The organism is Sphingomonas phyllosphaerae (assembly GCF_029623345.1).
In the GTDB taxonomy this organism is placed as follows: Bacteria; Pseudomonadota; Alphaproteobacteria; order Sphingomonadales; family Sphingomonadaceae; genus Sphingomonas; species Sphingomonas phyllosphaerae_C.
Genome location: NZ_JAPYKH010000002.1, coordinates 99,903 through 125,921 on the forward strand (window position 1 = coordinate 99,903; position 26,019 = coordinate 125,921).

Consider the following 26,019-nt stretch of genomic DNA (forward strand, 5'->3'; position numbering starts at 1 on the left):
TGTCACCGCGACGCATGGACAGAGCGTTCTCACCTCGGGGTGAGTCTCGGTCACTGACGATGGCGCATATGACCTCGAGCGATCATCTATGTGGCGTGAACCACTCGAATGACAATGAGACCGACCGAACGGCAGCGACTTTGATCAAGCGGCACGGCGAGCGTGTGCGCCAGCACATCGTGGATCAGATGATCGTAGCGATTCGGGCACATAATCTGGCGCTGGCATCCGCTGGGATGAGGTCGGACAGGCCGTCGATCGCAAGCTAGCAGCTTAGTCCCGCTCGATTCGAGCACATGTCGCGTCAGGCGAAATCCACCTGTACGAAGGCTGACTCGTACCATCTCGCAGGTGTCGCACGAGCATATGCTATTCTCCAGCGGCTTCTAAGCTGGGCTCGCGTGGTGCGCCGCGTGCGGCAACCGTCGCGACAATGACGTTCAACAACGGGCGACGGCAGTCATCTTCTACGGTGACGCGCCAGTGCCCTTCCTCCGCGTAGGTAGGTTGATGTGCAAGTCGCTCGGCGAGGAGCTGGACGGCTCTCGTCCGTGCCTCCGCCAAGTCGGTGCATGTGATGCCCACGGTATCTCGGGGCCGCCCGGCGAACTGGAAGAAGAATCGGTCATTCAGACGCCGGGTTAGGGGAGTGGCGTGACCGTGACGAAAACATAGATCAAGTATTAAGCCCAGTTTCTCTGAACCAAAAGGCCACATTGTGCCTCCTCCGTGACAGAGCGGTTTCCAAGGCGCCCGCACAAGCTTGAGCTAAATCAATAACCTTTTACTATATACAAAGGGGTTTTTAAGGCCTCTTGATCTCCTTGTCGAGGAGGATGAAGGCATGTGCCACGTTCTTGTGATCGAAGACGAGCCGTTCATCGCCATGCAGATCGAGAGCATACTGCTGGAAGGGGGCGCCGACACGGTCGACATCGTCGCTACCGAGCAGGACGCGATCACATCGGCTGTCACCCACCGCCCGGATTTCGTCGCGTCGGACGTACGGCTGCTCGAGGGCAGCGGTCCGGCTGCCGTGGAGGTGATCCGCCGAATGTACCCCGTTCCGGTCACCTTTATCACAGCATGGCCCGACGCATGCAGCCATTGCCGCGGCTACGCTGACATCCTGGTCAAGCCGATCAGCGCGGCCAGTCTACTCGCTTCTTTCAAGCGGTCCGCGCCTGCGTGCGCTTAGAAGGTTCGACGAAAGTTGGGGTCATGCGGGCATGAAGTCCGCCGATGCGCTCGCTGAACTCGAGCGACACCAATCCCTCATTCGCGCCGAGATCGCGCTGGCCACCGAGGTTGCCGAACGCAAGCCGGTAAGCTGGCAAGACACGCTCGCTCAGTCGCGATGGCGAATGTTCCGCCTGCTGCGCGCGTACCAGCTTTTCAAGCACAACGAGGTCTACGGTCCCATCCTTCGGTCATCGCACCCTGGCCGGGCAGAGCAGGCGCGAGCATTGAAGGCTTCATGTATCGCGACGGGGGAGCGGTACGAGCTCTATACGTCGCGCTGGCCGGCCGATGCCATGGTCCGCGACGTCGACGGCTATCGACATGCGCTGCGAGAGCAAGTGGCCGGCCTTCAGCAGCAGATGGTGGAAGAGAGGCGGATCGTCGCATTGCTGCTCGCGGAGGTGTCTCGTACGCGCATGAGCTGAAGTATCGCAGCACCTTGCAACCGGTCGTCTCTGGATCGTCGCGAGCCGTGTGCTTGACTATGATGTCGGCCCGGCCTTTCCGTCCGCCGTCGGCGAAACCCGGCAAACCATCCGAGCACCACTCCAGATCTCGATGTGCTCAGCGTGCTCAACACGTGCTGCCTCTGCGATTGCCTGTTCGTCATCGTCTCCGTGGAATGTCAATGCGTCGATGATCTTGTTCAGGCTGTTCAGGCGATACAGTCGATACTCCACAGGATTCCCCAACGTCTTCGAGCGGGACTACGTTACCGTCTCGCAGTCGCTGGAGCCCGGGTGTAAACAGCGATGAGCGAGTATCGCGATCCCAGATCGGCTCGGATGAGCATATTTCAATAATCGTCAGGAAATTAGCTTTAACCTCGATCAGCAACATTGGCCAAGTTATAAGAGAAGGTGACCGATCTCGCTGGCGGAAGTTAGCTGCTTACCCTTACTTCGTCGAGGCGGCCGATCTCGAGAGCGCAAATAGCTGGAGCAGTTGCCGGCGTCGGGGAGTCACGCGATGCAGCGAACTGGCGCACTGGCTGAGTGCGCTCATTCGACTTCCCGAATACGCGGACGCGGGATGGGCCCTCCTTGCCGGAGAGTTCGTCGCCTTTTGAAGAGAAATGGGTATGGTATGCGAACTGGCAACCGGTCACGATCTAACGGCGCTCAGTATATATCTCGCTTCAACGGATCGGGTGAGGAACTCGGTCCAACAAATATGGGAGAGTGCCCGAACGATCTGGAGACCGGTGTGCATTCAGACAGATGTGTCGCTAGAGGTGTCGACCGCTTACGGATGCGTCTGGAAATATCGCTATCTCGTCCGGTCCGACTTGCGGAGTTGTTACATGGCTGCTGGTGTTCGCTCTCCGACGATCGGTGGTCATCCGTCTTACGCGGACCCAGGTGGCGAACCATACCTTTTCGTTGATTTCGGCTCCGACAATGACGGGTCGCCGATTGATAAATTACAGCTACCCGCGGAGTGGAGCGTGGCGGCAGACCTGCGCTTGGCGAAGTTGCCTTTGCGCAGTCTCCCGGTTGAGCCTGAATTGGTCGCATCTGAGTCAAGCGCGTGGGTAAGCGGGCGCATCGCCGAAGCCGCGGAGCTAATTTCCTAACACTCCTCTCCGTTGCAGTCTCAGTGGAACGACGTGAACGGACGTCCGCAGTTGGGCAGCGCGGGGAGGGCACCGAATGGCGACCTAGGGGTCACCTTCTTTTGCCTTCGGCGTCGCGCTTAAACAAACATCATTGTCGGTGCGGGCGCTTCGGGATCGAGCCGGAGCAACGCGAAAGGCTTAAAGTTGGCGCCGGTGCGGACCGATTTGCGACTTGGCCACCTCGCTGTGCGTGTGCTTAGATGAGCCCGGGGAAACGTAGGGAACATCATGGAACGTGCGGTAGGGTGGTTTGGCGTGGCGACGTTGCTCGCCACGACAACGGCGGCGCGTGCGATGACAGCAGACGCGCATGCCGTGGCGGCGGCCTTCGGCGCTCGCGAGGGGGCGGCGCAGGTCAGCCTCTCGCCCGACGGGAGCAAGATCGCCTTTATCGCGCCGGCTGCCGGACAGGGGTCGACCCTTTTCACCGTCGCGACGGCGGAAGGATCTGTGCCGAAGCCGGCGCTGTCGGTGCCAGGAAGGCCTGACCGCCTACGCGACTGTCGCTGGGTGTCGGAGACGCGGCTGGTTTGCACGATTGTCGGATTGGTGAAGGTGCCGGAAGCCACTCGGCCGCTTGGCTACTCGCGCGTGGTGGCGGTCGACGCCGACGGTAGCAACCAGCGCATGCTCACCAACAAGCAGACCAATCAGCGCACCAACGCCTTTTATGGCGGCGGCGTCATCGATCTGTTGCCGGGAACAGATGGCGCGGTGCTGATGGTTCAGCCTTACGCGCGGACCGAACAGACTGGCACCAACATCGGCTCGCGCCGGGACGGTCTCGCGGTAGACCGCATTGACACCCGAAGCGGGGCGAGCAGGACCGTGGAGCCGCCACGCGCCAACGCGATCAACTTCCTCACGGATGGTCAAGGCGCGGTTCGGATCATCGGCTACTACGACGTGCGCGGGCAAACCAACCAATGGAGCGGAAATGTCGTCTACCGCTATCGATCCGCTACGGGCGACTGGGAAGCGCTGAGCACGGTCAACACTGTCACTGCCGAGGGTTTCGCCCCGCTCGCGGTGGATAAGGCGATGAACGTCGCCTACGGGCTTCGCAAGCTCGACGGCCGACAGGCACTCTACACCCACGCGCTCGACGGCAGCGATCGCGAGACACTTGTTGCAAGCCGGCCTGATGTCGACATCGATGGTCTGATCCGCATCGGGCGAGACCGACATGTGGTCGGGTATACCTACGTGACCGAGAAGCGCATTGCGGCCTATCTCGATCCGCAGGTCAACACGATGGTCACGTCGTTGCACCGCGCCTTGCCCAAGCTGCCGCAGATCAACGTCGTCGACAGCAGCAGCGACGGCACCAAGCTGCTCATCCATGCGGCAGCTGATACCGAACCCGGCCGGTACTTCCTGTTCGACAAGGTAGCGAAGCGGCTTCAGGTGCTCATGCTAGCGCGGCCTGAACTCGAGCAGCGTACGCTGGCTAAGGTGGAGCCGGTGCAGATCGCGATGAGAGACGGCGCGACGATCCCCGGCTATCTGACGCTGCCTCCTGAAGGATCCCGCAAGGGCCTGCCAGCGATCGTGCTGCCGCACGGTGGCCCGACCGCCCGCGACGAGTGGGGTTTCGACTGGCTGGCGCAGTTCTACGCCGCGCGCGGTTACGCGGTACTCCAGCCCAACTACCGCGGCTCAGCCGGTTACGGTGACGCCTACCTGATGGAGAACGGCTTCCGCGCGTGGCGTACCGCTGTGGGCGACGTCAACGACGCGGGACGTTGGCTCGTGGCGCAGGGTATCGCCGATCCGAAACGGCTGGGCGCTGTGGGCTGGTCATACGGCGGTTACGCCGCGCTGGAGGCAGCGGTACTCGATCCTGAATTGTTCAAGGCGGTGGTGGCGATCGCCCCGGTGACGGACCTCGCCTCGCTCGTGACAGATCGCGAGAACTTCACCGATTCTCGCGTGCAGACTGCCTCCATCGGATCACAGCCGGCCGCCGCCTCACCCGCTGCCAACGCCGCGGCGATCGCCGTTCCGGTTCTTCTCGCCCACGGCACGCTCGATGCGAACGTCAACTACGCCCAGTCGGCGCTGATGCTGGCTCGCCTGAAGGCGGCGGGCAAGACGGTTGATCTGCTCACCTTCGAAGGACTGGACCATCAGCTTGAGGACGCGGGAGCGCGCACACGGCTCCTCGAGGCCAGCGATGAATTTCTCAGGCGGTCGATGAGGATGTAAGAGGCGCTCGGTAGGCGACGCAGCGAGCGCGTGGGCAGGTCTGACGAGCACCCTCGTCACCCGGTGCCAGTTGGAGACGTTACCTGCCTCTGCCTCGCAAGGGCCGTAAGTTGCCGGTCTGACACCTTGCCAATCAGGCCAGCTGGACAGCTGCGCGGAATTTCGCCGCCTGATCCGATGAGTGCTTGCAACTTTGCAGGATAGGCACGAAAAACTCTGTCAGAGAGCAGCGTTTCGAAGGGAGCTGGACAGGGAAGGCTCATCTCACCAACCTGTTGATTGGGCGCTAAAGCGAAGACTGTCAGCGCCATCATCAACGGATGCAAGTTAGTTTCCTACACGCTATCGAGAGCAACATGCAGGAGAAATTTGCGGGCGGCTAGCCCTAAGCGGAGGGCCTTGCCGCCGAGGTCCATTGCTTAAGGCATAACAATGCGGTGGAGCTTTGTCGAAGCTGTTGAACCTGCACAAGTGATCTGGGTTGGCGCGCGGCATGCGTCACCCGCTCAAGCCAGCGTTATTGACACACTCGCCTGATTGATCACAGTGTAGCGCAATATTTGATTGTCGAGATACCTCAGTTCGTTCAGGCATTAACAATGGCGCGACCAAGAAGATCCGATCGCACGCTTGCGGGGCCGCTGGTGGCGCTCGGCATCTTCCTGGTTCTCGCGGCCATCATGGGATTCGGCGCTTCGATCAGCATGGCTGGCGTATAGCGTGCTCGGGGACAGCTAGACGCATCTATCCTGTAAGCTGCTGTTCCGCTCACTCCCCAAATCAGGCCAGCCGGATAGCTGTGGAACGCGTAGAAGGCTCGGGCGTGACGCTGAACAAACGTCCGGAACTGAGCGGCCGACAGGCGAGCCCGAGTGACCGCAATTGATGACGTGGACGGCTCTCCAACCCTCCCGCAGGATGACCTGCGGAGAGCCGGAAGGAGAACCACGATGGGCAGCGTCACGACGATAGGTCTCGATCTCGCAAAGAACGTGTTCCAGGTACATGGCGTCGATGCGGAGGGTGCGGCGGTGATCCGGCAGCGGCTGACGCGAGGGCGGATGCTGAAGTTCTTCGCCAAGCTGCTCCGGTGTCTGGTCGGCATCGAAGCATGCGCGACATCGCACTACTGGGCGCGCGAGCTGGTGGCACTCGGCCACGACGTGAAGCTCATGCCGGCGCAGTATGTGAAGCCCTACGTCAAGCGGGGCAAGAACGACGCGGCCGATGCCGAGGCGATCTGCGAGGCAGTGACCCGGCCGACGATGCGCTTCGTCGGCATCAAGTCGCCGGAGCAACAGAGCGCCATGATGCTGCACCGTGTCCGCCTGATCCTCAACCGTCAGCGCACGCAGCTGTCCAACGCGATGCGCGCTCACCTGGCTGAGTTCGGCATCGCGGCGCCGATCGGCAGGAACGGCATCGACCAGCTCCTCGACGTGATCGCCGATCCTACCGACGAGCGTGTGCCGGCCGATGCCAGATCATGTCTGGAGATGCTGGCAGCTCAATTGCGTATGGTGAAAGAGCAGATCCTCGAGAATGACCGCCGCATTCTGGCGAGCGCGCGAGAGACCGAGCTCGGTCGCCGCCTGATGGAGATACCCGGTGTCGGTCCGCTGCTCGCCAGCGCAATAGTCGCCACCGTACCAGAACCAACGATCTTCCGCTCAGGCCGCGACCTCGCAGCGTGGATCGGGCTGGTGCCGCGGCAGAACTCGAGCGGCGGCAAGGAGCGGCTTGGTGGGATCACCAAGGCTGGGCATCAGTACCTGCGCCAGATGCTGATCGTCGGTGCGATGGCGGTGGTGCGCTACGCCGAGCGGAACGGAGCGAAGCGACCATGGCTCATGGAGTTGCTCGCACGTCGCACGGCCAAGGTCGCAGCTGTTGCGCTCGCCAACAGAAACGCCCGCACTATCTGGGCAATGATGGCCAGCGGCGAGCGTTACCGCGAGCCGCAGGTCGCGTAAGGAACACGACGCGGGCAACTGCGCCTGACGAGGTTGGAAAGGGCGAACAGGAGCTAATGCGACAAGCCGGTTGAACCGCCGGATCGGGAAAACCCACGATGACCCAGGCACCTCGAGTGCGTGCAATTGATCGGGACCCGAGACGCGCGAATGGCATTATGGCCAGCGGCTATGTGCCGCACCAACAGGTCGGACACATGGCCGCACCAACTAGCAACGCTAGGCGAATGCTCGTACTTGCCAACGGAGGGCCGTCCACACATGGGTCCACCCGATAGTAGGAGGTTGTCTCCTCAGAACCGTTTGCGAAGCGACACGGTGACGGTCCTTCCGAGCGGATCGATCAAATCGGTCTGGTACCGGTTCGGGGTAATCCCGCTGCCGTTCCGCACCTGCTGTCGGGAGTCGAGCAGGTTTGCGCCTTCCAGCCGCAGTTGCAGGTGTTTCGTCCAGGCTCGACCGGGGAGGAAGGCTGAGACCGGCACGTATCCGGAGAGAGCAACCTGGAAGATGGAGGCGAAGCGCAGGTCGTTGAGCCGACTATTGCCTCGAATGAGGCGTTCGCCGGCGTAGTAGAGGCCGAGCGTCCCGCCGTGGCCGCGCTTGTTGACTCCGGCGTAGGCATAGCCCGAGACGCGCGGCGCATAGCTCCCGATCGTGTCGCCGTTTAGCAGGTCCAGGAAGAAGGCTCCCTGGCGGAGCCGCAACCGGTCTTCGAAGGTGTAGGTCGGGACCAGCCCGAGATAATAGCTTAGGCGCTCGTCGCCGGGCGCGGTCGCGCCCTCGTTTGACGTTGGCGGAGGCCTGCCGATCCGGCCGCTCGAGGTCAGCGTCAGCTGTAGCTTGCGCTGTCGCTCGAGATTGAAGTTGATCGGGCGAAAGGTCACCGAGCGTAGGCGTCCAACGGCATCGCGGACGAACAGGTCTGGTACCAGCGCCTCGGCTCGCGGCGTGAGCGTCACCAGAACGCCGGTCTGGTCGCGGATCTGCGTCGCCTCGTACGACGCTCCTACACGCAGCTCGCTGTTCTGCCACGGCTTCCAGGTCAGGGAAAGCGATCGCACGGTGCGACGGTCGGCCAGCAGGGCGGGGTTGCCGCTCCGCGACAGCGTCACCACAGTGGTGCGACCGCTGGCGAGATCGAAAAGCGGCACGTTCTCGAGCGTACGCGGCGGGGCGGACAGCTGGACCAGATCGGGCGCCGCTCGGCTTCGGCGCAGCGAGCCGATCAGTTGCAGTCCTCGGAAGGGAGTCCAGGCGAGCCCGAAGGTGTTGTCGGACAGGGTGCCGAAGCCCTCGACCTGGCGGACGTTCACCGACGCGTTCGCGGACACGTCTCCGATCGCCGCGAGCACGTTATTGGCGCGGGAGGCCAGCGGCAGGCTTAGCGCCAGACCGGCCTCGACCTGGTCCCGCCTCAGCCGGAGGTCAAAGGTGTCAACGCCGCGCAGCGAGGAGGCGGCGGACAACCGCGTTGCCTCGAACGTGGCGGTGACGGTCGCGCGGCCGGCGGGCAGGCGGAAGGGATCGTCGCTGGCGACGAGCTTGGCCGCGAGCGTGCGGGTACGCTGCCGAGTTCGATCGGTCAGCCGGTTCGCTAGCACCGCCGAGCTCAGTGGCGCGAAGGGATCAGCTCCCACGACGAGCGCGCCCTGCGCGCCGGATAGGTCAATTGCACGCTCGGTGACACCGCTCTGGACGGTCTGGTTCAGCGCGACGGTGGCGTCCCACTGCCAGCCCGCAAGGGCGCCGCGCAGCATCGCGCCGACCGCGAGCGTGGTGCGCCCGTCGAGCACATGGAGCGGGGGCGCTTCGGTGAGGAAGCGGTTCAGCACCACCGGCCCGGCGAAAGGCGAGTAGCGGTCGCTCGTCGGAACGATCAGCGAGGCAGAGGCCGGTCCTGCCAGCGAGTGATCGCGGCTGTGCTCAAGCGACAGCGACAGCGATCCGCCCAGCGTCGCGCCGACACGACCGCCCAGCACCGCCTCGCCCTTGATCGTGTCGTTGGCGGGCGCGAGCGTGAGGGTGCGTCCGTAATCGAACAGGCGCGGGCGATTGGCCGCCGCGGCATAGCCCGCAAGGGTGCCGCGCGCGCGGGGGTTGGCCGGAACCGGCGCGATCAGAACCGGGCCCCCCGCCAGCGTGGACAAGGCCGGGTCGATCGCACCCCCGTCAAGGCCGGTGACGTTCCCCAGCGCGTCGAACGGAACATCGGGGTCGGGCTGAAGGCTGCGATCGGACCAGTACAGCGGATCGGAGCGGGTGTAGTCCAGATTGGCGGTGAGCCGTGCGTCGTCCCGCAGCCGGGTGTACCCCGTGCGAGCATTGATCGTCCCGCGCCCGGTCGGCAGCGTCGATCCCAGCGCCGTGCGCGCTTCCACCTGCGTGAAGCGGCGCTTCGTGATGTAGTTCACCACGCGTCGCGAGGGGGGAAAGCCGTACCGCAACGCCGCCGGCTCGGGCAGGATCTCGATCTTCTCGATCGCCTCGGGCGGGAGCGACTGGATCTCCTGATAGCCCGAGACGCGTTGCGCGTTGAGCAGAAGGATCGGCGCTGATCCGTCGGCGGAGCGAGTCTGGTCCTGGATGGCGCGGTTCACCTCGTCCAGGCTCTGCGCGCCGAGCGCGGCGATGGCGTTTGCGTCCAGCTCCGCGAGCGGGGCGATGTCGGCGACGGCCGAGCCGCGGCGGCCCACGACGACGATGTCCGGTGCGGCGTCGATGGTGGCGGCCGGCCGCTCGGAAGGTACCTCCTGCGCGAAGGCATCGGTCGCGTGGACCCCGACCCAGCTCACCGCCAGCAGGGATGCCGTCCGGTACCGCCTCACATACCCTCCGTCGGCAACGCTCCATTCGCCGTCGCCCCGCTCGGCGGTGGCGCGTTGCCGATCAGCCGGCGCCGCATGAAGCGGAGCAAGGGCGCCTCGATCAGGCGCAGAACGCCAACGACGCGCCGATGGTGATCGCCAGCAGAAGGATGAAGATGGCGAAGCGCCGGGCGTATGACCCGGGCGCGACGGGCAGTACGAAGGAGAAGACGATCGGGTGAAGCAGATACAGCGCGTAGGAAGCTGCACCCAGCGCGAGGACGGGCCGGCTCCGCAATGCGAGTCCTGCGCGCTCGAGCTGCACCAGTCCCAGCACGACCGCGGCGGCAGGCAGGCCGAGTGCCGCCACCCGGATCTGGCCGGCAGCGCCGCCGTCCCGCCCGTGTAGGCCGGGTTCCAATAGGTAAGGTAGCGCCGCCGCTACGAGCACCAGCGCCAGAGCCGCGCCAGGCGGAAAAGGCGTAGGTCGCCGGTCGACCCATAAGAAGGTCGCCAGTCCGAAGGCAAACTCGATCAGCAATGGCCAGTCACGCTGGGCAACGCCGATCAGCCGTCCACCATAAGCCACCACGAGCAATGCTGCGATAGCGAGGAACGGCGCGTGGCGTGGCCCAGCGCGCAGCGCGCCGGCGTACAGCAGATAGAAGACCAGCACATAGACGAGCGTCCAGCCGACGAAGAGGAGGGGTGGCCGGCCGTCCGTGCCGTGCAGGAACAGCAGCGATCGGCCGAGCCAGCCGAGCGCGACCTCAGTAGGCATGGCGATGAGCACGATCACGCCGAACAGGCCGGTCGCGATCCAGTAAGCCGGCAGGACCCTGATCGCACGGTGCATCAGAAAGCCGTGGTGCCCGGCCCTGGTGCTCCACGCGATGATGAAGCCGCTGAGCACGAAGAACAGGTCGACGCCGAAGCTGCCGTAAGGCCACGGCACTGATGCGGCCGGGATCAGCGCGAAGTGGAAGGTGGCCACGCTGACCGCCGCATAGCCTCGAAGGGCCTGCAGGTTGTAGAAGAGGTCGGGAGACGTGGAAGCATGGCACGTCGCTGCGGGAATAGGTGAAGGTGGCAGCCGGAGGAGGCCTTCACCTCGCCGTCTCACGTCGTCTGGCCGGTCGAGTGATTCTCTTCCGCCGCATCGTGCAAGCGACGCAGCACCGCGATGGCCACGGCCTCGATCACCAAGGTGAGGGCGGGCAGCAAGACGCAGGTGCCGTCTAGCAGGATCAGGCCAGCCGACGTGGCCAGCGTGACGGTCGCCGCCGCGCCGAACCGCTGGGCGGCAGCCGTCCGTGTCCAGTCTCGCTCCGCCGCGAACCATGCAACCAGCACGTCGCTTGCGATGCGCAGCAACACGATCAGCGTGAGCGCCGGCATCGCGGCGGCGTTGCCGGCGTTCAGCCAAGGCACGAGCATCTGAACTTCCGCGAACGAGCTCATAGCTTCGGTGTCATAGGGAAGGAGGTAAGGGTAGCCGGCGAGCACGCCGGCCAGCAGCAGCGCCGCCGCGGGCAGGATCAGTCCCAGCACCAAGGTGTAGCTGGCCAGCACGAGCCGCCCCTCGACGTGGGCCGGTAGTTCGCGCCAGGCCGTCAACAAGCAACCGGCGGCGAAGGACAGGCCTTGGCCTTCCGCCATTGCCTCTTCCAATTCGGCTTCCATCGCCAGCGTCCAGCCACGGCGATGCGGACCCAGGCTCGCGGTCGCCAACGCCATCACCATGCGTGACAGCGAAGCGCTCATGCCGGGAGAGCCGGGAGACGGGAGAGCGGGAGATCGTTCGTCGCGCCGCGCGCCAGCGCCAGCCCCTGTGCGGTCAGTCGATAGGCGTGACGCGGCGGCCGACCCATCACGATCGGCTCGCGCCATTCCGCCTCGACCAAGCCCTGGTCGGTCATCCGCATCAGGAGCGGGTAGAGCGAGCCTGATTTCAGTCCCGTGACCTTCATCAGCTCATAGCCGTGCGTCCATCCCGGTGCCTCCTCAGACAGCGCCAGGAGGAGTGCGATCATTTGCGGCGAGGGACGACGAGATCGAACCATGTGGTTCTCATACATATGTAGAGTTATGACTGCAAGCCCGCTTACTTCACCAGCGGTCGGCGTTCGCCGTCGGCAAGTTCATGCGCCTCCCAGCGCCCTCGCTTGGCGTATGAAGGGACGTCCGTTCTCTATAAGGAAGGAGGTCAGGCCCGGGTCCTCAGCTTAGGAAGCGTGACGGCCTCAAGCGCTCACTCGTGGACATCACTCCCCTAAGGTGCAGGTCCCAGAAGCCGACACTCTGCTCCTAGCGTGATGACAAAGTCGCGGATCCGCCGGGTGAGTCAGGTTCGCCCGTCGGCCAAGGCACGCTTCATAGTCCGAGATGCCGACGTCGGACTCCTCACGTTCTCTCGGCGACTCGCGGAGGTGCTTACAGGCCTGCCGAGCGGATCTGATTGCGGCAGGCTCGCTTCCCTCCGAGGCATCGCGGGAAACGTTCCGGTTGCTGGCTTCGTCTGAACCTAACGAGCAAGCGGTCAGCGCCACCGGTGAGCAAAGGAGCGTAAGGGAGCGCAACGTCCGGTTGCAATCAGCAGTCGCTGAGTCGGTCAAGGTTCGTTCTTATCTCGTAGTAGCCGCCGCGCGGACATCCGATCGGCTCGAAGCAATTCACCGAATTCTGCCTTGGCTTGCATCGTCGCGCCGCGTGCCGACATCGGTGTGATGAAGTTTGTCGCCTTGTGCCTGATGTTCCTTGCTGCCTGCGACAGCGCGCCGACGACTGCATGTTCCCAGCCGATGGTCGCCGTGCGAACAACCGGCGTCGGTGCCGTAGACTTAGGCGCGGCCGTCGATGCTGCCAGCCGTCTGCCAAGACTCCGCTCGCTGCTGGTGCTGCGCGACGGCGAGACGATGGCGGCGCGCGTCTTCAATGATGGGCCGCCGCTGAACCGGCCGGTCAACATCAAGTCGGCGTCGAAGTCGGTGATGTCGGCGTTGATCGGGATCGCGATCGAGCGCGGCGTCCTTGCCGGCGTCGATCAGCCCGTGCTGCCGCTGCTGCGCTCCGAGGCGCCGCGCGAGCCCGATCCTAGGCTCGCGCGAGTGACCGTCGGTAACCTGTTGTCTATGCAGGCGGGGCTCGAGAGGACGTCGGGCGAGAACTACGGTCGCTGGGTCTCGAGCAGTAATTGGGTACGCTACGCTCTGTCACGGACCTTCGTCGCAGAGCCCGGCACGGACATGCTGTACTCGACCGGTTCCACCCACCTGCTCTCAGCGGCGCTCACGCGGGCCACCGGCCGCAGCACGCTGGCGAACGCTCGCGCCTGGCTCGGCGAGCCGCTCGGCATCACGATCCCACCGTGGCCTGCAGATCCGCAAGGCATCCACTTCGGCGGCAACGAGATGCGCTTGTCGCCGCGCGCGCTCGCTCGGTTCGGCGAGCTGTACCGCCGCGGCGGCGAGATCGACGGGCGTCGGATCGTGTCGGCTAAGTGGATCGAGCAGAGCTGGACGCCGCGCACCGTCTCGCCGTGGAGCGGGCTGGCCTACGGCTACGGCTGGTTCCTCACCGACATGCGAGGACATGCCGTGCGTTTCGCATGGGGTTACGGCGGGCAGATGGTCTATGTCATTCCCGATCTACAGCTGACCATCGTGATGACCTCGGACCCGAACGGGACCCGCGACACTGGCCACATCGACGCGCTCCATCGTTTGGTCGCCGATCACCTCGTTCCTGCCGCCGAGCGCGGCGCGTAGGTGGGAAGGATCGACTTCCGCGGACAAGAGGGTCTCGGTATTCAAGGGCACGTGACGAAAAACCGCTATTACTCAGGCCCGCCGAGCGACCATTACGACGGCGCGCGCTTCTTCAACCCGGGGCAGGAGATGACCGACCGCGGGTTGCGGGACATGCTGCGCTGGAAGCTCGGCGGCGCGGCGAAGCGATGGCCGAAAGTCATACCGGTCACCCAAACGGTTCCGGACGACCGCATCTCTGGCATTCGCGTCACCATGGTGGGCCACGCTTCGCTGCTCATCCAGGCGGCAGGGCTCAACATATTGACCGATCCTGTCTGGTCGGACCGTGCCAGCCCCTTCACGTGGGCGGGGCCGAAGCGTGTGACCGCACCAGGGATCGCCTTAGAGCGCCTCCCGCCGATCGACGCGATTCTGATCAGCCATTGCCACTACGACCACATGGACATGGCCACGCTCCAGCGGTTGCACGCCGCGCATGCGCCGGTGATGGCGATGCCGCTCGGCAACGACGCAATCGTACGTGCCGCGATCCCTGATGCGCGCTGTGTCACCGGCGATTGGTGGGACACGATCGTGCTCGGCGGTGGTGTGACCACGACGCTCACGCCAGCCTATCACTGGGCCAATCGCTGGCCGTCGGACGTTCGCATGGCGCTGTGGGCGGGCCACTATCTCACGACACCCGCAGGCTCGATCTGGTTTGCCGGCGACACCGGCTACGGCGACGGCAAGATCTTCGGCGACATCGGCGCGCGACTGCCCGCACCCGATGTCGGGCTTATCCCGATCGGCGCCTATGAGCCACGCTGGTTCATGGCGGCGCAGCACGTCGACCCTGGCGAAGCGGTCCGCATCTTCCGTGACGTTCGTGCGAAACAGGCGCTCGGAATCCATTGGGGGACATTCCAACTGACGGACGAGGGGCGCGAGGCGCCCCGACTTGCGCTTGCGACCGCTCTCTCGACCGCCGGTATCGCACCCCGCAGGTTCGTCGCGGCGCAACCCGGTGCAGTGTACGACATCGCGGCCGGCGATAGCGACGAACGCGACGCGACGACGTAGGGCCGCGGCAGACACCCGTGCGGGTCGCGGTCAAGCAGACCCTTCGCGTCAGCACTCGATCGAGAAGCGTCTGGTGGCTCATCGGCAAGGTAGAGAGCTCGCTGGACGTCCGCTGACGGTCAAGCGTCGGTCCGGAGGACCAAGCGACTGCGACGTGGATCGAGTTACCTCAGCCAGGCGCCATGGATGCCAGGCGGCACGCGATGCGGGATACGAACGGATGCCACGGGCGGCGCCTCGAAGTTTCGTGCGTCCAATATCTCCAGCGCGGTGGTGTGCCCCCCGGCGTCGATCACGAGCCCGATAAGCCAGCCATCATCCTCACCGGCATCTAGAGCGCGCGGAACGAACACAAACTCGCCCGCAATGCGTCCCAGCCCGAAATCGTGCCGCTGTCGCGTGTTAGCCTCCAAGTCGTGCTTGATCAGCGGTGCCTCACCGACAAGCGTCTCCGTCATCTGTTCGGGCAGTCCGAGCGCATAGACATAGCGGTAGGGGCGGCCGGTGCGACGCTCGTCTATCGTCGGCAATTCCTGCGGCGCGGGGTCGATCGCGCGATGATCCACCGATGCGGCCAAAGGGTTGATCGTCCAGCGCTCGAGGCCGCGGGGCTGCTCGTCCGGCGCCAGGTTGTCGCCGTCGAACATGCGGTCGTACGCGATCACGTCGAGCGCAACACTCCCGTCTGGCAGATCATGCGCGTTGGCGGTGTGGAACACGAAGCAGGGATCGAGCGGGAACCACCGTATATCCTCCGCCTCGCCGTCACGGGGCAGCAGCCCGACTCGGGCCGCGTGCTTCTCGTTCCACCGGTAAGGAAAGCCGTGGCCCGCCAGCACCGTTCGCATCGACAGGGTGAGCGGCAGGTCCATGACGACGACGTAGCGCTGCGTGATGGCGCAGTCGTGGATCAGCGGCCCGTGCGACACCGGGATCGTCACCGATCGTCGCACCCGGCCGGTGACATCCACGACGTTGTACCGTATGCGCTTGGGATCGGTCGCCTCGTAACACAGCGCGTGCAACTCGCCGGTTGCCGGATCACGGCGCGGGTGCGCGGTGAAGGAGCCGGGCAGGGTGCCGCCGAAGTCGTCGTAGCGCTGCGTCTCGAGATGCTCGTCGAAGCGGACAGGCGTGCTGCCGGCCTCCACCAGTGCCCAGCCGCTGCCGGCATGGTCCAGCACGCTCGTGTTGACGGTGTCGAAGATGTGCCGTGGTCCTGGAGCCGCCGGCACGTCTCTCGCGGCCGCGACATCCGTCGAGCGGATCCAGCGGTTCCGATACCACCGGGCTCGTCCGCCCTGGAGGCGGACGCCGTGCAGCATGCCGTCTCCGGTGAAGAAATGGTAGGAGCGCGGGTCGGCGTTGGCTGGGTTCGGTCCGATGCGAACGTAGCGACCGTCGAGCTCGGGCGGAATGATTCCGTCCACGGCGAGGTCGGTGAGGGTCAGCTCCTCGGTCATCGGCTCGTGGATGCCGGTAAGCAGCGGGTGTGGCGCATCACGGGGCGGCAGGCGGCGCTTGTTGAACGCGGCAATGCGAGTGACGATCGGCGAGGCAACCGCGCCGACGAGGTTGTCGATCGCCTGCTCGACCAAGCTGGCGAACGTTGGGCGCCGAGTGACCGTCACGATGGCGTGACCGTCTGGATGACGTCGAAGCCCTCGAAGCGGGGCGGCGCCAGGTATAACGGCTTGTGGTCACCCGCGCCGCGATGGGCGGCACGGAAGGCCTCGGATCGCGTCCAGTCCTCGAAGTCACCGCGCGACCGCCAAACAGTGTGGGAGGAATAGAGGACGTGGTCGTCGGCCGCGGGCCCGCGCAGCATATGGAACTCGACAAAGCCCGGCACGCCGGCCAGGTATGAGTCGCGCGACAGCCAGACCTGCTCGAAGGCATCCTCCTCACCAGGGATCACCTGAAATCGATTCATGGCGATGAACATGGGGCAAGCTCCTGCGCCGAGTGTGCGGGCCTAACGTGGGGTGGAGTGGGGCGGGATGCGAGGGCGTCTCGTCCTGTAGGAGGTCAGATCCCTACCTCACTGATCGTCCAGAGAAGAAAGCGGTCGGGTGAGTCGAATGGCCTGCTGTAGGTCAGCGCCCGTCGGCGCCGTGGCGTCTGAGGCACGCTGTTGCGGCTAAGCATGGTAGCCACCGCATTGTTGGCGCCTAAAGCCGGACCTTGAAGCACCGAGGAAGGCCCGGTTCAGATCAGGCGGTAGTCGGACTTTCCTTCCTCGCCTATACGCCGTAGGTAACGACGGGATGAATCTTTCACCCGACTATTATTCGGTTCTAGGGGTTCCCTCGACGGCAAGTCGCGATGCCATCCATGCCGCGTGGAAGGCGCTGCTTCGTCAATATCATCCTGATACCAACCAAGGCGTGGATGTTTCTGCTCGTGCGAAGGAGATCAACGAGGCATACGCGGTCCTGGGAAAGAAGGAAGCACGGGCCGCCTATGATCGCTCGCAGATCAGGCCGTCTGCCCATCGAGCAGCCGCGAACCGTTCGGTTCACCCAGGGAAAGTTGGCAGGCGCCCGATGCGACGTTATCCGTCAATGCAACCGAGCGGTGGCTTTTCGCAGCCGCTAGCGACCAACGATTGGCTGATGGGCCTTTTTCTGCTGATCCTCACCGCCGCACCGATCGCTACAATCCTCGTTCTGTTGCACGAGGAATCGGGAACGGCATCGACGGTTCGACGTAGCGATGCCGCTCATCCCGCACCTGAGCCTCCTGCCAAAGCGGTTCGCAGGGCCCTGTCAAACCAAACGCACCGGCTCCGCGAGCGTCGAGCCGGTTAGTGGGTGACTGCGTCCTCAACGTCTACTTCGATGGCGCGCAGCCATACGTGACCGGGCTGGTCAAACTGTCGCAATATGAACGGGTCGATAATCGTGGGACTGTGCTGACGATCGACTTCGTTGCAGACATCGTCCGCGGCAAGTTGGTCACACGCTCGATCCAGCTGACTGGCACCGGGAACATGGTTCACTAGCCATTTCGATATCGTCGACCCACTCGGTCGATAGCCCCGATCCTCAACAAGCTGACGGAGATAACAGCTTAAGCGCGCGCGAAAAGCTGATAACCGTAGGGCCATATTTGGCGCTGATCGCGCGACAGCTTATTGTGTCGGAGCGCCGCGTCTGCCTCCTCAAGAAGGGAGTTCATCTCGCAGGCGCGGCTCGACGGTCGGCTTGAACCGATGCTGGCGCCGACACTGACGACCTTTCCGTTGATCCGGTAAGGAGCGCTCAGCCAATGAACGATGTCATCGGCCCGTTCGGCGACCACCGTCGACGATGAGGCATCGACTTGCATGACGACGAACTCGTCTCCACCGAGACGCGCGACAGCGTCACCGCGCTGTGCAGAGGCGGTCAGACGCTCTCCAACGGCGCAGAGGAGCGCGTCGCCCGCAGCATGACCGAGTTGATCGTTGATCTGCTTGAAGCCGTCGAGATCGAGGTAGTGCAACGCATAGCTGCCCGCGGACGGACCGGCGCGATTAAAGCCTGCGATCGCTTCTGCGAGCGCGAAGCGGTTCATCAAGCCGGTCAGGTGGTCGCGCCGCGCGAGCGCTGCGAAGGCAGAACTTGTGGCTGACTGCCGCTCCTGTGCAAGGTGGCGCTTCGTGAGGCTGCGAAGCCCTCCAGTCAGCAGCGCGATGAGGCATAGCGCCGCGACCGAATGGTCGGGCTCCGCCCGGAAGGCCAAAGCAAGGACGGGTGGCAGGACACCCAGAAGGACGCTTCCACCGGCGATCAGCGGCCGTAAGGCCGTGGTGGCTACGGCACCTGCGGCATAGCCTACGACGAGGATCGCGACTGGCAGGTGAAGCGATGGGATGGGCAGCATCAGCGCGCGCGCCGCGAAGCAGCCGAACAGCACGGCGAAGGCGAGGTAGGACGCGCCAAATCGTCGCTCAAGCTCGCGCGCGTCAGCCCTCGACAGGGCCGCTGCGGCGCAGCGCGCTCGGCCACGGTAGAGGAGCCATAGCCGCCAACCGCTGGCTGCCGCGCCGAGGCCAAGGAGCAGCGACGCGGCGCCATCGCGCGAGCGCAACGACACAAGCGTGGCCACCAGCAAAAAGAGCGCGCTCATGATGGTCGCAGGCATTCTTGTCGCGAACAGGCTAGCGACCCGCTCGACATAGGAGTCTTCGTGTTGAGGCGCGTGGTCTAGGAGCGGCGAAGGCATATCGCGCTCGACCTTGACCGCGACAGATTAAGATCGTGAGAAGCTGGGCTACCTCGCGAATGGTGCGCGAACACCCCGCTCGCCAACCTGGGCGGGGCAATGCGCGGCGTTCTCCTACAAAGGTCGTATCGCCGGCACTCGTGCTCACCGGCGAAAAGTCGCGTTAACGCCTTCCGCCCAATTCAATGATCATGTTGGTCAACAGGCGGATAAGTACATGAAGGCTGTTCACGCGGCAGAGCACCGCCAGATGCTCGATCTCGCTGCCGCGATCCTCGCCGAGGCGTCGGCGCGGCAGCCATGCCGACGTGACAGTCTCGCGCGACTGAGACTGAGCTTCTCTCGCCTGGTCAATACGCATTGCGAGGAGGAAGGCAGGACGATCCGAGCTGCCGTCGACGCCGGATCCTTATGCCCGCGCCTTGCTGCCGCGTTTCATCGCGAATTGCAGCAATGGCGTGCTGCTCTGGCATGTCTCAACAGCGCCTGGCCTAGCGCCCGCATCGAGCATGACCAGAGAGGCTTTGCCTCCGCGTTTCGCCCGCTTGTCGACGACCTCCGCAACTACATCGTGCGTGAGGAGAGCCAGATCCTGGTCAGGCTTCAGCCGGCGACCTGATTGCGGAACGGGCGTGATTAGCTCGGAAAGGAGCCGACAGATACCTTATCGGTCACTCACCTCTTTGGATTGGCTGGCGAGCCTCGACTGGTAAGGTGAACGAATGGCGATAGTCGGTGAGCGGTCGCAGCGCATTAAGTGTCCGATATTGGGTCGGCTTGCCGGAAGAAGATCAGTCTGTTTTCTGGTCGCTGCGTCCCGATGTCGAGGCCCCGCTGTGGTGACGATGAAATCGACTGGCCTTAGCAAGCCAGGCATTGATTATCGCCTTAAGCGATGATGACGCGAAGCGCCAATGCGCCTAGGCTGTGTAACCGGCACAGGTTGCCTGAGTGTGAGGCATTCGATCATGAGCGACCTAGACAGCGTTGCCGGCTACAAAGACGTCCTGACCGGCAGTCGTGCTGGACCGGATGAACTCGGTGGAGCGGCGAAGATCCCCGCGGCGGCCGCGCCGGAGTTGAAGACGCTGGCGGGTGTGGCGGTTGGTACGCTGGTCATCGCTGCGCTTTATTTCGGTCAAGAGGTGCTGATCCCGATCACGCTGGCGGTCATGCTCTCGTTCGTTCTGTCGCCGGTCGTGAACCTGCTCCAGCGCTTGCGCCTGTGGCGGGCGCCTGCCGTGATCCTCACGGTGCTGGCGGCTCTAGGCGTTCTTGGGCTCCTCGGCACATTGATCGGAAGCCAGGCCGCCTCGCTCACCGTCAATGCGCCACAGTACGCGCAGACGATCCAGGCTAAGGTGGAGGGCGTGCAGGGTTTCGCACTGGCCGAAATGACGTCGATCACCAGAGAGCTCGGCGGCAGGCATGCGACCACCCCGCAGGGCGCCACACCGCCGCTCACCACTGGTGGAGCGCAACCCGCCGAAGGCCAGCGGCGCCCGGTGCCGGTACAGATCGTCCAGGAGAGCACGTCGCCCTTCACAATCGCGCGCACCGTGGTGGAGCCGATATTGGGTCCGCTAGAGACAACGATCATCGTTCTTATCGTCGCGATTTTCGTCCTGATGCAGAAGGAGGACCTGCGCGACCGCTTCATTCGTGTGTTCGGGTCGAGTGATCTTCACCGGACGACGCGCGCGCTCGACGACGCCGGACAGCGGCTGAGCAAGTACTTCCTCTCGCAGCTGGCGGTGAACACCTGCTTCGGCCTGGTCATCGGCTTAGGGTTATGGGCGATCGGGGTACCGTCGCCGGCGATGTGGGGCGTCATGGCGGGGCTGCTCCGCTTCGTGCCGTATATCGGCTCGTTCCTGGCGGCGGTCGCGCCCGCCGCGCTTGCGGCTGCGGTTGATCCGGGGTGGGGCATGGTGATCGAGGTGGTCGCGCTGTTCGTCGTGGTCGAGCCGATCACCGGCTATGTCGTGGAGCCGCTGCTCTACGGGCACTCTACCGGCCTTTCGCCGGTGTCGGTGATCGTGTCGGCAATCTTTTGGACGTGGTTGTGGGGCCCGATCGGCCTCATCATGTCGACGCCGCTGACGCTGTGCCTGGTCGTTATGGGCCGCCACGTGAAGAGCTTGGAGTTCTTCGACGTGCTGCTCGGCGATCGACCCGCCCTGACACCGGTTGAAAGTTTTTATCAACGCATCCTCGCCGACAATTCTGACGAGGCACTGGCGCAGGCCGAGGTGCTGCTCGGCGATCGCTCGCTGACCGCGTACTATGACAGCGTCGTGCTGGAAGGCCTGAAGCTTGCCGTGGAGGATCACGCGCGCGGCACGATCGACGATGCAGGCGCGAGACGGATGACGCGCTCGATGCTGTCGGTGATCAGTGACCTGAAGCCGTCGCGCGCCGCCGGAGATCGACCCGCACTGCATGCCGGCTTGGTCGCCTGTATCGCCGGCCATCGCGCCTTCGACGAAGCGGTGACTGCCATGGTCGTGCAGCTGCTAGAACAACGCGGCATTGAAGCGAGAACGATCGCGCATGGTGCCGTCAACCGAGAGACGATCGCCGCGCTCGATCTTGCCGGAGTGACGACGATCATGATCTCCTACTTGGAGTTGAACGGATCACCTGCACGGCTGCGCTACCTGGTTCGGCGCCTCAGGACGAAGGCTCCGGAAGCACGCATCATTGTCGGCTTGTGGCCGCAAGGAGAAGCGGCGCTCACGGATGTCGGGATCCAGCGCGAGCTTGGCGCGGATGGCTATGTCGGTTCACTTTCGGCGGCGGTTGACGCCATCGCCGAGCCAGCCACCTCGAGGCAGGTCGCAGCCTAGCAGTGGATGAGAAGACATAAAGACGGCGCTGTCAAAGCTAATGCACCTGCGGCAGCGGGCGAGGCCGGGGAGGGGCATGCCCCGCCCGCGCAAGCCAGCCAGTCCGTTCCGCTACTTCAACTCGTCGCTGGAAGTGATCCGGCTGGTGGTGCTGATGTACGTGCGCTTTCCGTTGTCGCTGCGGAACGTGGAGGACCTGCTGTTCGAGCGCGGGATCGACATCTGCCACGAGACCGTGAGGCTGTGGTGGAACAGGTTCGGTCCGCTGTTCGCGGGCGAGGTGCGGCGCCAGCGGGTGAGCCGCATGCGCGGCTTTCGCCATTGGCGCTGGCACCTCGATGAGATGTACGTACGTCTGAACGGTGAGATGGTCTATCTGTGGCGCGCCGTCGATCACGAGGGTGAGATCCTCGAGAGCTATGTCACGAAAACCCGAGACAAGAAGGCGGCACTCGCGTTCATGAAGAAGGCGCTCAAACGCCACGGTTCGCCTGAGGCGATTACCACCGATGGTCTGCGCTCCTACGGTGCTGCACTGACGGAGCTTGGTAGCCGCGAGAAGCAGCAGGTGGGTCGCTTGGCCAACAACCGGGTGGAGAACTCGCACCTGCCGTTCAGGCGACGAGAGCGGGCGATGCTGCGGCTTCGGCAGATGCGCACCTTACAGAAGTTCACCTCGGTCCACGCCAACGTTCACAACCACTTCAACCACGAACGCCATCTCGTCGACCGCCAGACCTACAAGCAGCGCCGCTCCGCGGCGCTCGCAGCGTGGCAGGCGCTCGCCAGCTGACCCGTCGCCTTCGAAGCCGGAGGTGCACCTTGTAGAGACGAGTTCGCATTAGACTGACAGCACCCTGTGCAGCTTCTCGCCACCCGGGACTGAGCAGCAAGCTGAACAAGAGGTCGCTTTTCATCGGGGCACTGAGACTGCTGAGCGACCGTTTTTGGGTCTCCGTTGGCGATCAGCGCGATGGACCCGCGACCGCATCAGCCGATTTTCTGTTTCCAGCTTGGAGTCGAAGCCGCTACTCACCGACGTCGGTGAAATCGCTTCGCTCAAAGCACCTTTCGAATGTTTATCGTGAACGCCCGTCCAAGCGGGTCGAGATAGCCGCGCTGATAGGCCAGTGGCGTGGCGCCGAGCCGGTCATGCACTTTGGTACGTCGGTTCAAGATATTGTCGACAGCGACACTCACACGCGTCCTCCCCAGCCACTCCGGCAGCCCCCTTAGTCGCTCGGTCAACTCGATAAAGGAGGTCACATTGACGGTGGTGAGGCTGCCGACGCGCAGTGCGCCGGTGCTCGCCTCATCCTGATCCAGCGTAAGTCCACTCCGCCAGGTCGCCTGGAGGCGAGCGCCGAGGCCGCGCTGAAACGCGCCCGCCTGGAACTCGATCTGGTGGCGCCGTCGGCCGCCGGTGACATCGACCGCGTCGCCCGACAACAGGTCGAGCGCCGGCAGGCCGCGGCGCAGCAGGAGCGAGTCCTCGAGCGTCCATTCATGGTAAAGGCTCAGGAAGATACGGCTGGAGGCGCGCGTTATGTTGCGGGCCAAGTCGCTGCCCGGCGTCGGCCGGAAGGTCACGGAGCCGTTCGGCTCCTGCGTCATCTGGCCTGCCTGGCCTGCCGGAATACGGATTATCCCGTCCGCCATGCCGGGTGGCGTCGGGCCAAGCGGGCGGGTCAGGTTGATCCCCCAGCGAAGCTGCCGCAGCCGCGACGCTGCCGCGTTGAGCGGTCGCGCGTCGACCTCGGTCAGACGACCACTGCTGTCGCGGCGAAAGCGCTCGGGAAAGGCGGCCTCCACCTGCGGCGTTGCCAGCGGTAGGGTGGTGACCGGATCGTCGGCCAGCGTCCTGGTATAGTCGAGGCTCAGCGTCAGGTCGGTATGCGCCAGCGGACGAAGGTTCACACCGAGCCGGGTGATGTGGCGCTCGGCAGACCGCAGCAGCGGGTTGCCACCTGACAGCTGGGTCACGTCCACGACCTCGCCGCGTGCGCCGTCGAGCGTGCGTACGTTCGGGGTCAGCAGCGCCGCTCCGCCGACCAGAAGGAGGTCGGGTGCCGCTTGCTCGCTGGTGCCGGAGACGATCACGCCGAACGCGCGCGTCGGACACCAGCTCAGCGCAGCGCCATAGCTCCAAGTCGTGCCGGCGTCGGAGAGGCGCGCCACCCTGGCGTCGAGATTGGCCGAGAGCCGACCGAACGGGGATCCGCCCGGTGCAGCATACCCGAGCAGCGGCGCGTCCAGGTTCAGTTGCATTGCGGCGCTGTCACGGTTGAGCGAGCCCTGCGGCAAGCTGGAGCCTTGCCTGGGTGAGGTCACGAGATCACGTGTTTCTACTGACCCGTGAAGAGTGGCGATGATCGCACCCGCCGGCGCAGTCGTGAGCGGGCCGGCGACAATCAGGTCGGCGCCGGCGGTCGTGTCGGCAGTCCGCACGGTGTCGCGTCCCCCCGCCGCCAAATCGGTCAGCGTTCGTCCCGACCGCCGATCGAGGTTGCCGAGCGCAGTCCAGCGCCACGTGGCCGCGCTGCCGCTGAGCGTCACGCCGACGTGCACGGCGTCCTGCCGATCGTCGCGGCGCAGGGCTCGACCTGTCGAGCGTCCGAGCAGGTCGCGTGAGTGGTTGCTCTCGGTGCTGGCATTGAGCGTCGCCGCGACCGCAGCCAGGACGGGCCCGCTCGCGACGCCCTCGACCCGCAGGCGCTCGGTCGCGGGAAGCAGCGTACGGTCGCGGCCGAGATCCGCCGCGCCGGACGGCTGTGTCAGCCCGCGATCGCGCTCAAGCAGGTTCGCCGCGCGCGTGTAGGTTGCGCCCAGGCCGAAGCGAGTGTCGCCTCGGATCACCAGTGCGTCCGCGTCGACGTCGCCGCGCTGCCGTCCGCCCGCGGTCGGCGCGGCGTAGCCGGCCTGACCGACGACCGAGCGGAAGCGCTGAAACGTCACGACGTTCACCACCTTCTGGTCGGCGCGATAGCCGTATCGCAGCGCGACCTCCTCGGGGAAGATCTCCATGCGCTGGATCGCCTCGGCGGGAATGCGCGCGATCTCGGCGAGGCTGGAGACGCGTCGCCCGTTGAGGAGCGTCACCGGACCGTCGTCGCCGCGCCCGCCATTGCTGGCGCTCTGCGCGCCGATGGCGCCGAGCAGCGCCTCGACGTCGTCGGCTCCGAACGCCCTGATGTCGGCGGCGCGGAAGACGCGCTCGGGCCGAACGTCGGCCACGATCGAGCCACGCGCTCGCCCACCCGCGACGACGACCTCGTCCTCGTTGCTGGCTGTGTCCGCGGCAGGAGCAAGGGCCGCCGTGGAAGGCCCCTGCGCCACCGCGCTGCCGGCCGCGATCGTCGTCCATAGCCCGACCGCCAGTCCGTCTCTCGCTCTCACCGTCACACCCCGCGTCCGCCTCGTCGAGGGTGATCAAAGCGGCGCCGGGTAGCGCAACGATGGCGGTGCGGTAGCGGGCGCCGATACGCAAATGCTACACGAGGCGGCTACCCATACGGCATGGAGCAAGGAAAAATCGCCCGCAGCACGATCCTCGTCATCGACGATGACGCGAGCATCCGCGACGCGATCGCGGAGTTCCTCGGCGGTCACGGCTATGAGGTGCGCATCGCGGCTGACGCGGCCGCGGGCGAGCAGGCATGGCGGCAGGCGCCCGCGGACCTGCTCGTCCTCGACGTGATGATGCCGGGCGAGGACGGCCTGTCGCTGTGTCGGCGGCTCTCGCCCGGCGGGGTGCCGATCCTCATGCTCAGCGCACTCGACGACGTGACCGACCGGATCGTGGGTCTCGAGGTGGGCGCGTGGGACTATCTCACAAAACCGTTCGAGCCGCGTGAGCTGCTCGCCCGCGTGCGCGCGCTGCTGCGTCGACCTGCGACAGCCAGCAGCGGCGAGACCGCCGATGCGGGCGTCACGTTCGCCGGCTGGTGGCTCGACATGGACGATCGCCGGCTGCGCGATCCCGCCGGTCGCGCGGTCGCGCTGAGCGAGGGCGAACACGCCCTGCTCGCGGCCTTCGTCCGCCGCCCGGGCCGGATCCTCACGCGTGACGTGCTGCTCGACCTGGCGCGCGGGCTCGACGCGGCGCCCTATGATCGAGCGATCGACATCGCGGTGAGCCGGCTGCGCCGCAAGCTGGCCGAGGCGGATCCGGCGACGATCATCGAGACGGTGAGAGGGGTAGGATATCGCCTCGTGCCGCCGGTGCGACCGGCATGAGGCGTGCGCCGAGCGCCCTGGTCTCGATCGGCGGCTTCGGCGTTG

21 protein-coding genes are annotated in these 26,019 nt (G+C 64.9%); 12 read left to right on the forward strand and 9 right to left on the reverse strand.

What is annotated here, in order from left to right:
* Positions 1-369 precede the first annotated feature (369 nt).
* Entirely contained in the window at positions 370-717 is a 348-nt protein-coding gene (locus QBJ89_RS20175; RefSeq protein WP_431522497.1) for a DUF6894 family protein, read from the reverse strand.
* 127 nt (positions 718-844) lie between these two features.
* Between QBJ89_RS20175 and QBJ89_RS02395 the strand changes: the two genes are divergently transcribed.
* From QBJ89_RS02395 to QBJ89_RS02410, 4 genes are all read left to right on the forward strand, one after another.
* Positions 845-1,198, forward strand: coding sequence for a response regulator (locus QBJ89_RS02395; RefSeq protein WP_277978950.1), 354 nt, complete (start codon positions 845-847; stop codon positions 1,196-1,198).
* 31 nt (positions 1,199-1,229) lie between these two features.
* Entirely contained in the window at positions 1,230-1,667 is a 438-nt protein-coding gene (locus tag QBJ89_RS02400) for a hypothetical protein (protein ID WP_277978951.1), read from the forward strand.
* A 1,448-nt stretch (positions 1,668-3,115) separates the two neighbouring features.
* Positions 3,116-5,068 (forward strand): alpha/beta hydrolase family protein, encoded by a 1,953-nt coding sequence (locus tag QBJ89_RS02405; protein ID WP_277978952.1) that lies wholly within the window; start codon positions 3,116-3,118, stop codon positions 5,066-5,068.
* Between the two features lie 950 nt (positions 5,069-6,018).
* Positions 6,019-7,041 (forward strand): IS110 family transposase, encoded by a 1,023-nt coding sequence (locus tag QBJ89_RS02410; protein WP_277978953.1) that lies wholly within the window; start codon positions 6,019-6,021, stop codon positions 7,039-7,041.
* 2,928 nt (positions 7,042-9,969) lie between these two features.
* On the opposite strand, the gene QBJ89_RS02415 is transcribed toward QBJ89_RS02410, so the two are convergent.
* From QBJ89_RS02415 to QBJ89_RS02430, 4 genes are all read right to left on the reverse strand, one after another.
* Positions 9,970-10,842, reverse strand: a complete 873-nt coding sequence (locus QBJ89_RS02415) for an acyltransferase family protein (RefSeq protein WP_277978954.1) — start codon at positions 10,840-10,842, stop codon at positions 9,970-9,972.
* Between the two features lie 125 nt (positions 10,843-10,967).
* Positions 10,968-11,612, reverse strand: coding sequence for a hypothetical protein (locus QBJ89_RS02420; RefSeq protein WP_277978955.1), 645 nt, complete (start codon positions 11,610-11,612; stop codon positions 10,968-10,970).
* Positions 11,609-11,881, reverse strand: a complete 273-nt coding sequence (locus QBJ89_RS02425; RefSeq protein WP_277978956.1) for a PadR family transcriptional regulator — start codon at positions 11,879-11,881, stop codon at positions 11,609-11,611. Before QBJ89_RS02425 ends, QBJ89_RS02420 begins: the two co-directional genes overlap by 4 nt.
* A 578-nt stretch (positions 11,882-12,459) precedes the next feature.
* Entirely contained in the window at positions 12,460-12,783 is a 324-nt protein-coding gene (locus tag QBJ89_RS02430; RefSeq protein ID WP_277978957.1) for a hypothetical protein, read from the reverse strand.
* Here QBJ89_RS02430 and QBJ89_RS02435 point away from each other — a divergent pair.
* Positions 12,764-13,615 (forward strand): serine hydrolase domain-containing protein, encoded by an 852-nt coding sequence (locus QBJ89_RS02435; RefSeq protein WP_277978958.1) that lies wholly within the window; start codon positions 12,764-12,766, stop codon positions 13,613-13,615. The genes QBJ89_RS02430 and QBJ89_RS02435 overlap by 20 nt on opposite strands.
* On the forward strand, positions 13,616-14,680 hold the full coding sequence (locus QBJ89_RS02440; protein ID WP_347342810.1) for an MBL fold metallo-hydrolase: 1,065 nt from the start codon (positions 13,616-13,618) through the stop codon (positions 14,678-14,680).
* A 164-nt stretch (positions 14,681-14,844) separates the two neighbouring features.
* Here the strand turns inward: QBJ89_RS02440 and QBJ89_RS02445 are convergent, their stop codons facing one another.
* Together QBJ89_RS02445 and QBJ89_RS02450 are read right to left on the reverse strand one after the other, a co-directional pair.
* Positions 14,845-16,278: a carotenoid oxygenase family protein gene (locus QBJ89_RS02445; protein ID WP_277978959.1), complete on the reverse strand. Its 1,434-nt coding sequence runs from the start codon at positions 16,276-16,278 to the stop codon at positions 14,845-14,847.
* A gap of 29 nt (positions 16,279-16,307) precedes the next feature.
* On the reverse strand, positions 16,308-16,625 hold the full coding sequence (locus QBJ89_RS02450) for an antibiotic biosynthesis monooxygenase family protein (RefSeq protein WP_277978960.1): 318 nt from the start codon (positions 16,623-16,625) through the stop codon (positions 16,308-16,310).
* A 322-nt stretch (positions 16,626-16,947) separates the two neighbouring features.
* Between QBJ89_RS02450 and QBJ89_RS02455 the strand changes: the two genes are divergently transcribed.
* Together QBJ89_RS02455 and QBJ89_RS02460 are read left to right on the forward strand one after the other, a co-directional pair.
* Positions 16,948-17,490, forward strand: a complete 543-nt coding sequence (locus tag QBJ89_RS02455; RefSeq protein WP_277978961.1) for a J domain-containing protein — start codon at positions 16,948-16,950, stop codon at positions 17,488-17,490.
* Positions 17,490-17,684, forward strand: coding sequence for a hypothetical protein (locus tag QBJ89_RS02460; RefSeq protein ID WP_277978962.1), 195 nt, complete (start codon positions 17,490-17,492; stop codon positions 17,682-17,684). Before QBJ89_RS02455 ends, QBJ89_RS02460 begins: the two co-directional genes overlap by 1 nt.
* 68 nt (positions 17,685-17,752) lie before the next feature.
* Here the strand turns inward: QBJ89_RS02460 and QBJ89_RS02465 are convergent, their stop codons facing one another.
* Positions 17,753-18,808: a GGDEF domain-containing protein gene (locus QBJ89_RS02465; protein WP_277978963.1), complete on the reverse strand. Its 1,056-nt coding sequence runs from the start codon at positions 18,806-18,808 to the stop codon at positions 17,753-17,755.
* A 298-nt stretch (positions 18,809-19,106) separates the two neighbouring features.
* Here QBJ89_RS02465 and QBJ89_RS02470 point away from each other — a divergent pair, with 298 nt between their 5' ends.
* From QBJ89_RS02470 to QBJ89_RS02480, 3 genes are all read left to right on the forward strand, one after another.
* Positions 19,107-19,508, forward strand: a complete 402-nt coding sequence (locus QBJ89_RS02470) for a hypothetical protein (protein WP_277978964.1) — start codon at positions 19,107-19,109, stop codon at positions 19,506-19,508.
* Between the two features lie 349 nt (positions 19,509-19,857).
* Positions 19,858-21,738, forward strand: a complete 1,881-nt coding sequence (locus tag QBJ89_RS02475) for an AI-2E family transporter (protein WP_277978965.1) — start codon at positions 19,858-19,860, stop codon at positions 21,736-21,738.
* A 76-nt stretch (positions 21,739-21,814) separates the two neighbouring features.
* A complete protein-coding gene (locus tag QBJ89_RS02480; protein ID WP_277978966.1) occupies positions 21,815-22,531 on the forward strand; it encodes an IS6 family transposase in 717 nt (238 codons plus the stop codon).
* A gap of 266 nt (positions 22,532-22,797) precedes the next feature.
* On the opposite strand, the gene QBJ89_RS02485 is transcribed toward QBJ89_RS02480, so the two are convergent.
* A complete protein-coding gene (locus QBJ89_RS02485; protein ID WP_277978967.1) occupies positions 22,798-25,074 on the reverse strand; it encodes a TonB-dependent receptor in 2,277 nt (758 codons plus the stop codon).
* A 180-nt stretch (positions 25,075-25,254) separates the two neighbouring features.
* On the opposite strand from QBJ89_RS02485, the gene QBJ89_RS02490 reads away from it, so the two are divergent.
* The gene (locus QBJ89_RS02490; RefSeq protein ID WP_277978968.1) at positions 25,255-25,974 is read left to right on the forward strand and encodes a response regulator; all 720 of its coding nucleotides are present in this window, start codon (positions 25,255-25,257) and stop codon (positions 25,972-25,974) included.
* The last annotated feature ends 45 nt before the right edge of the window (positions 25,975-26,019 follow it).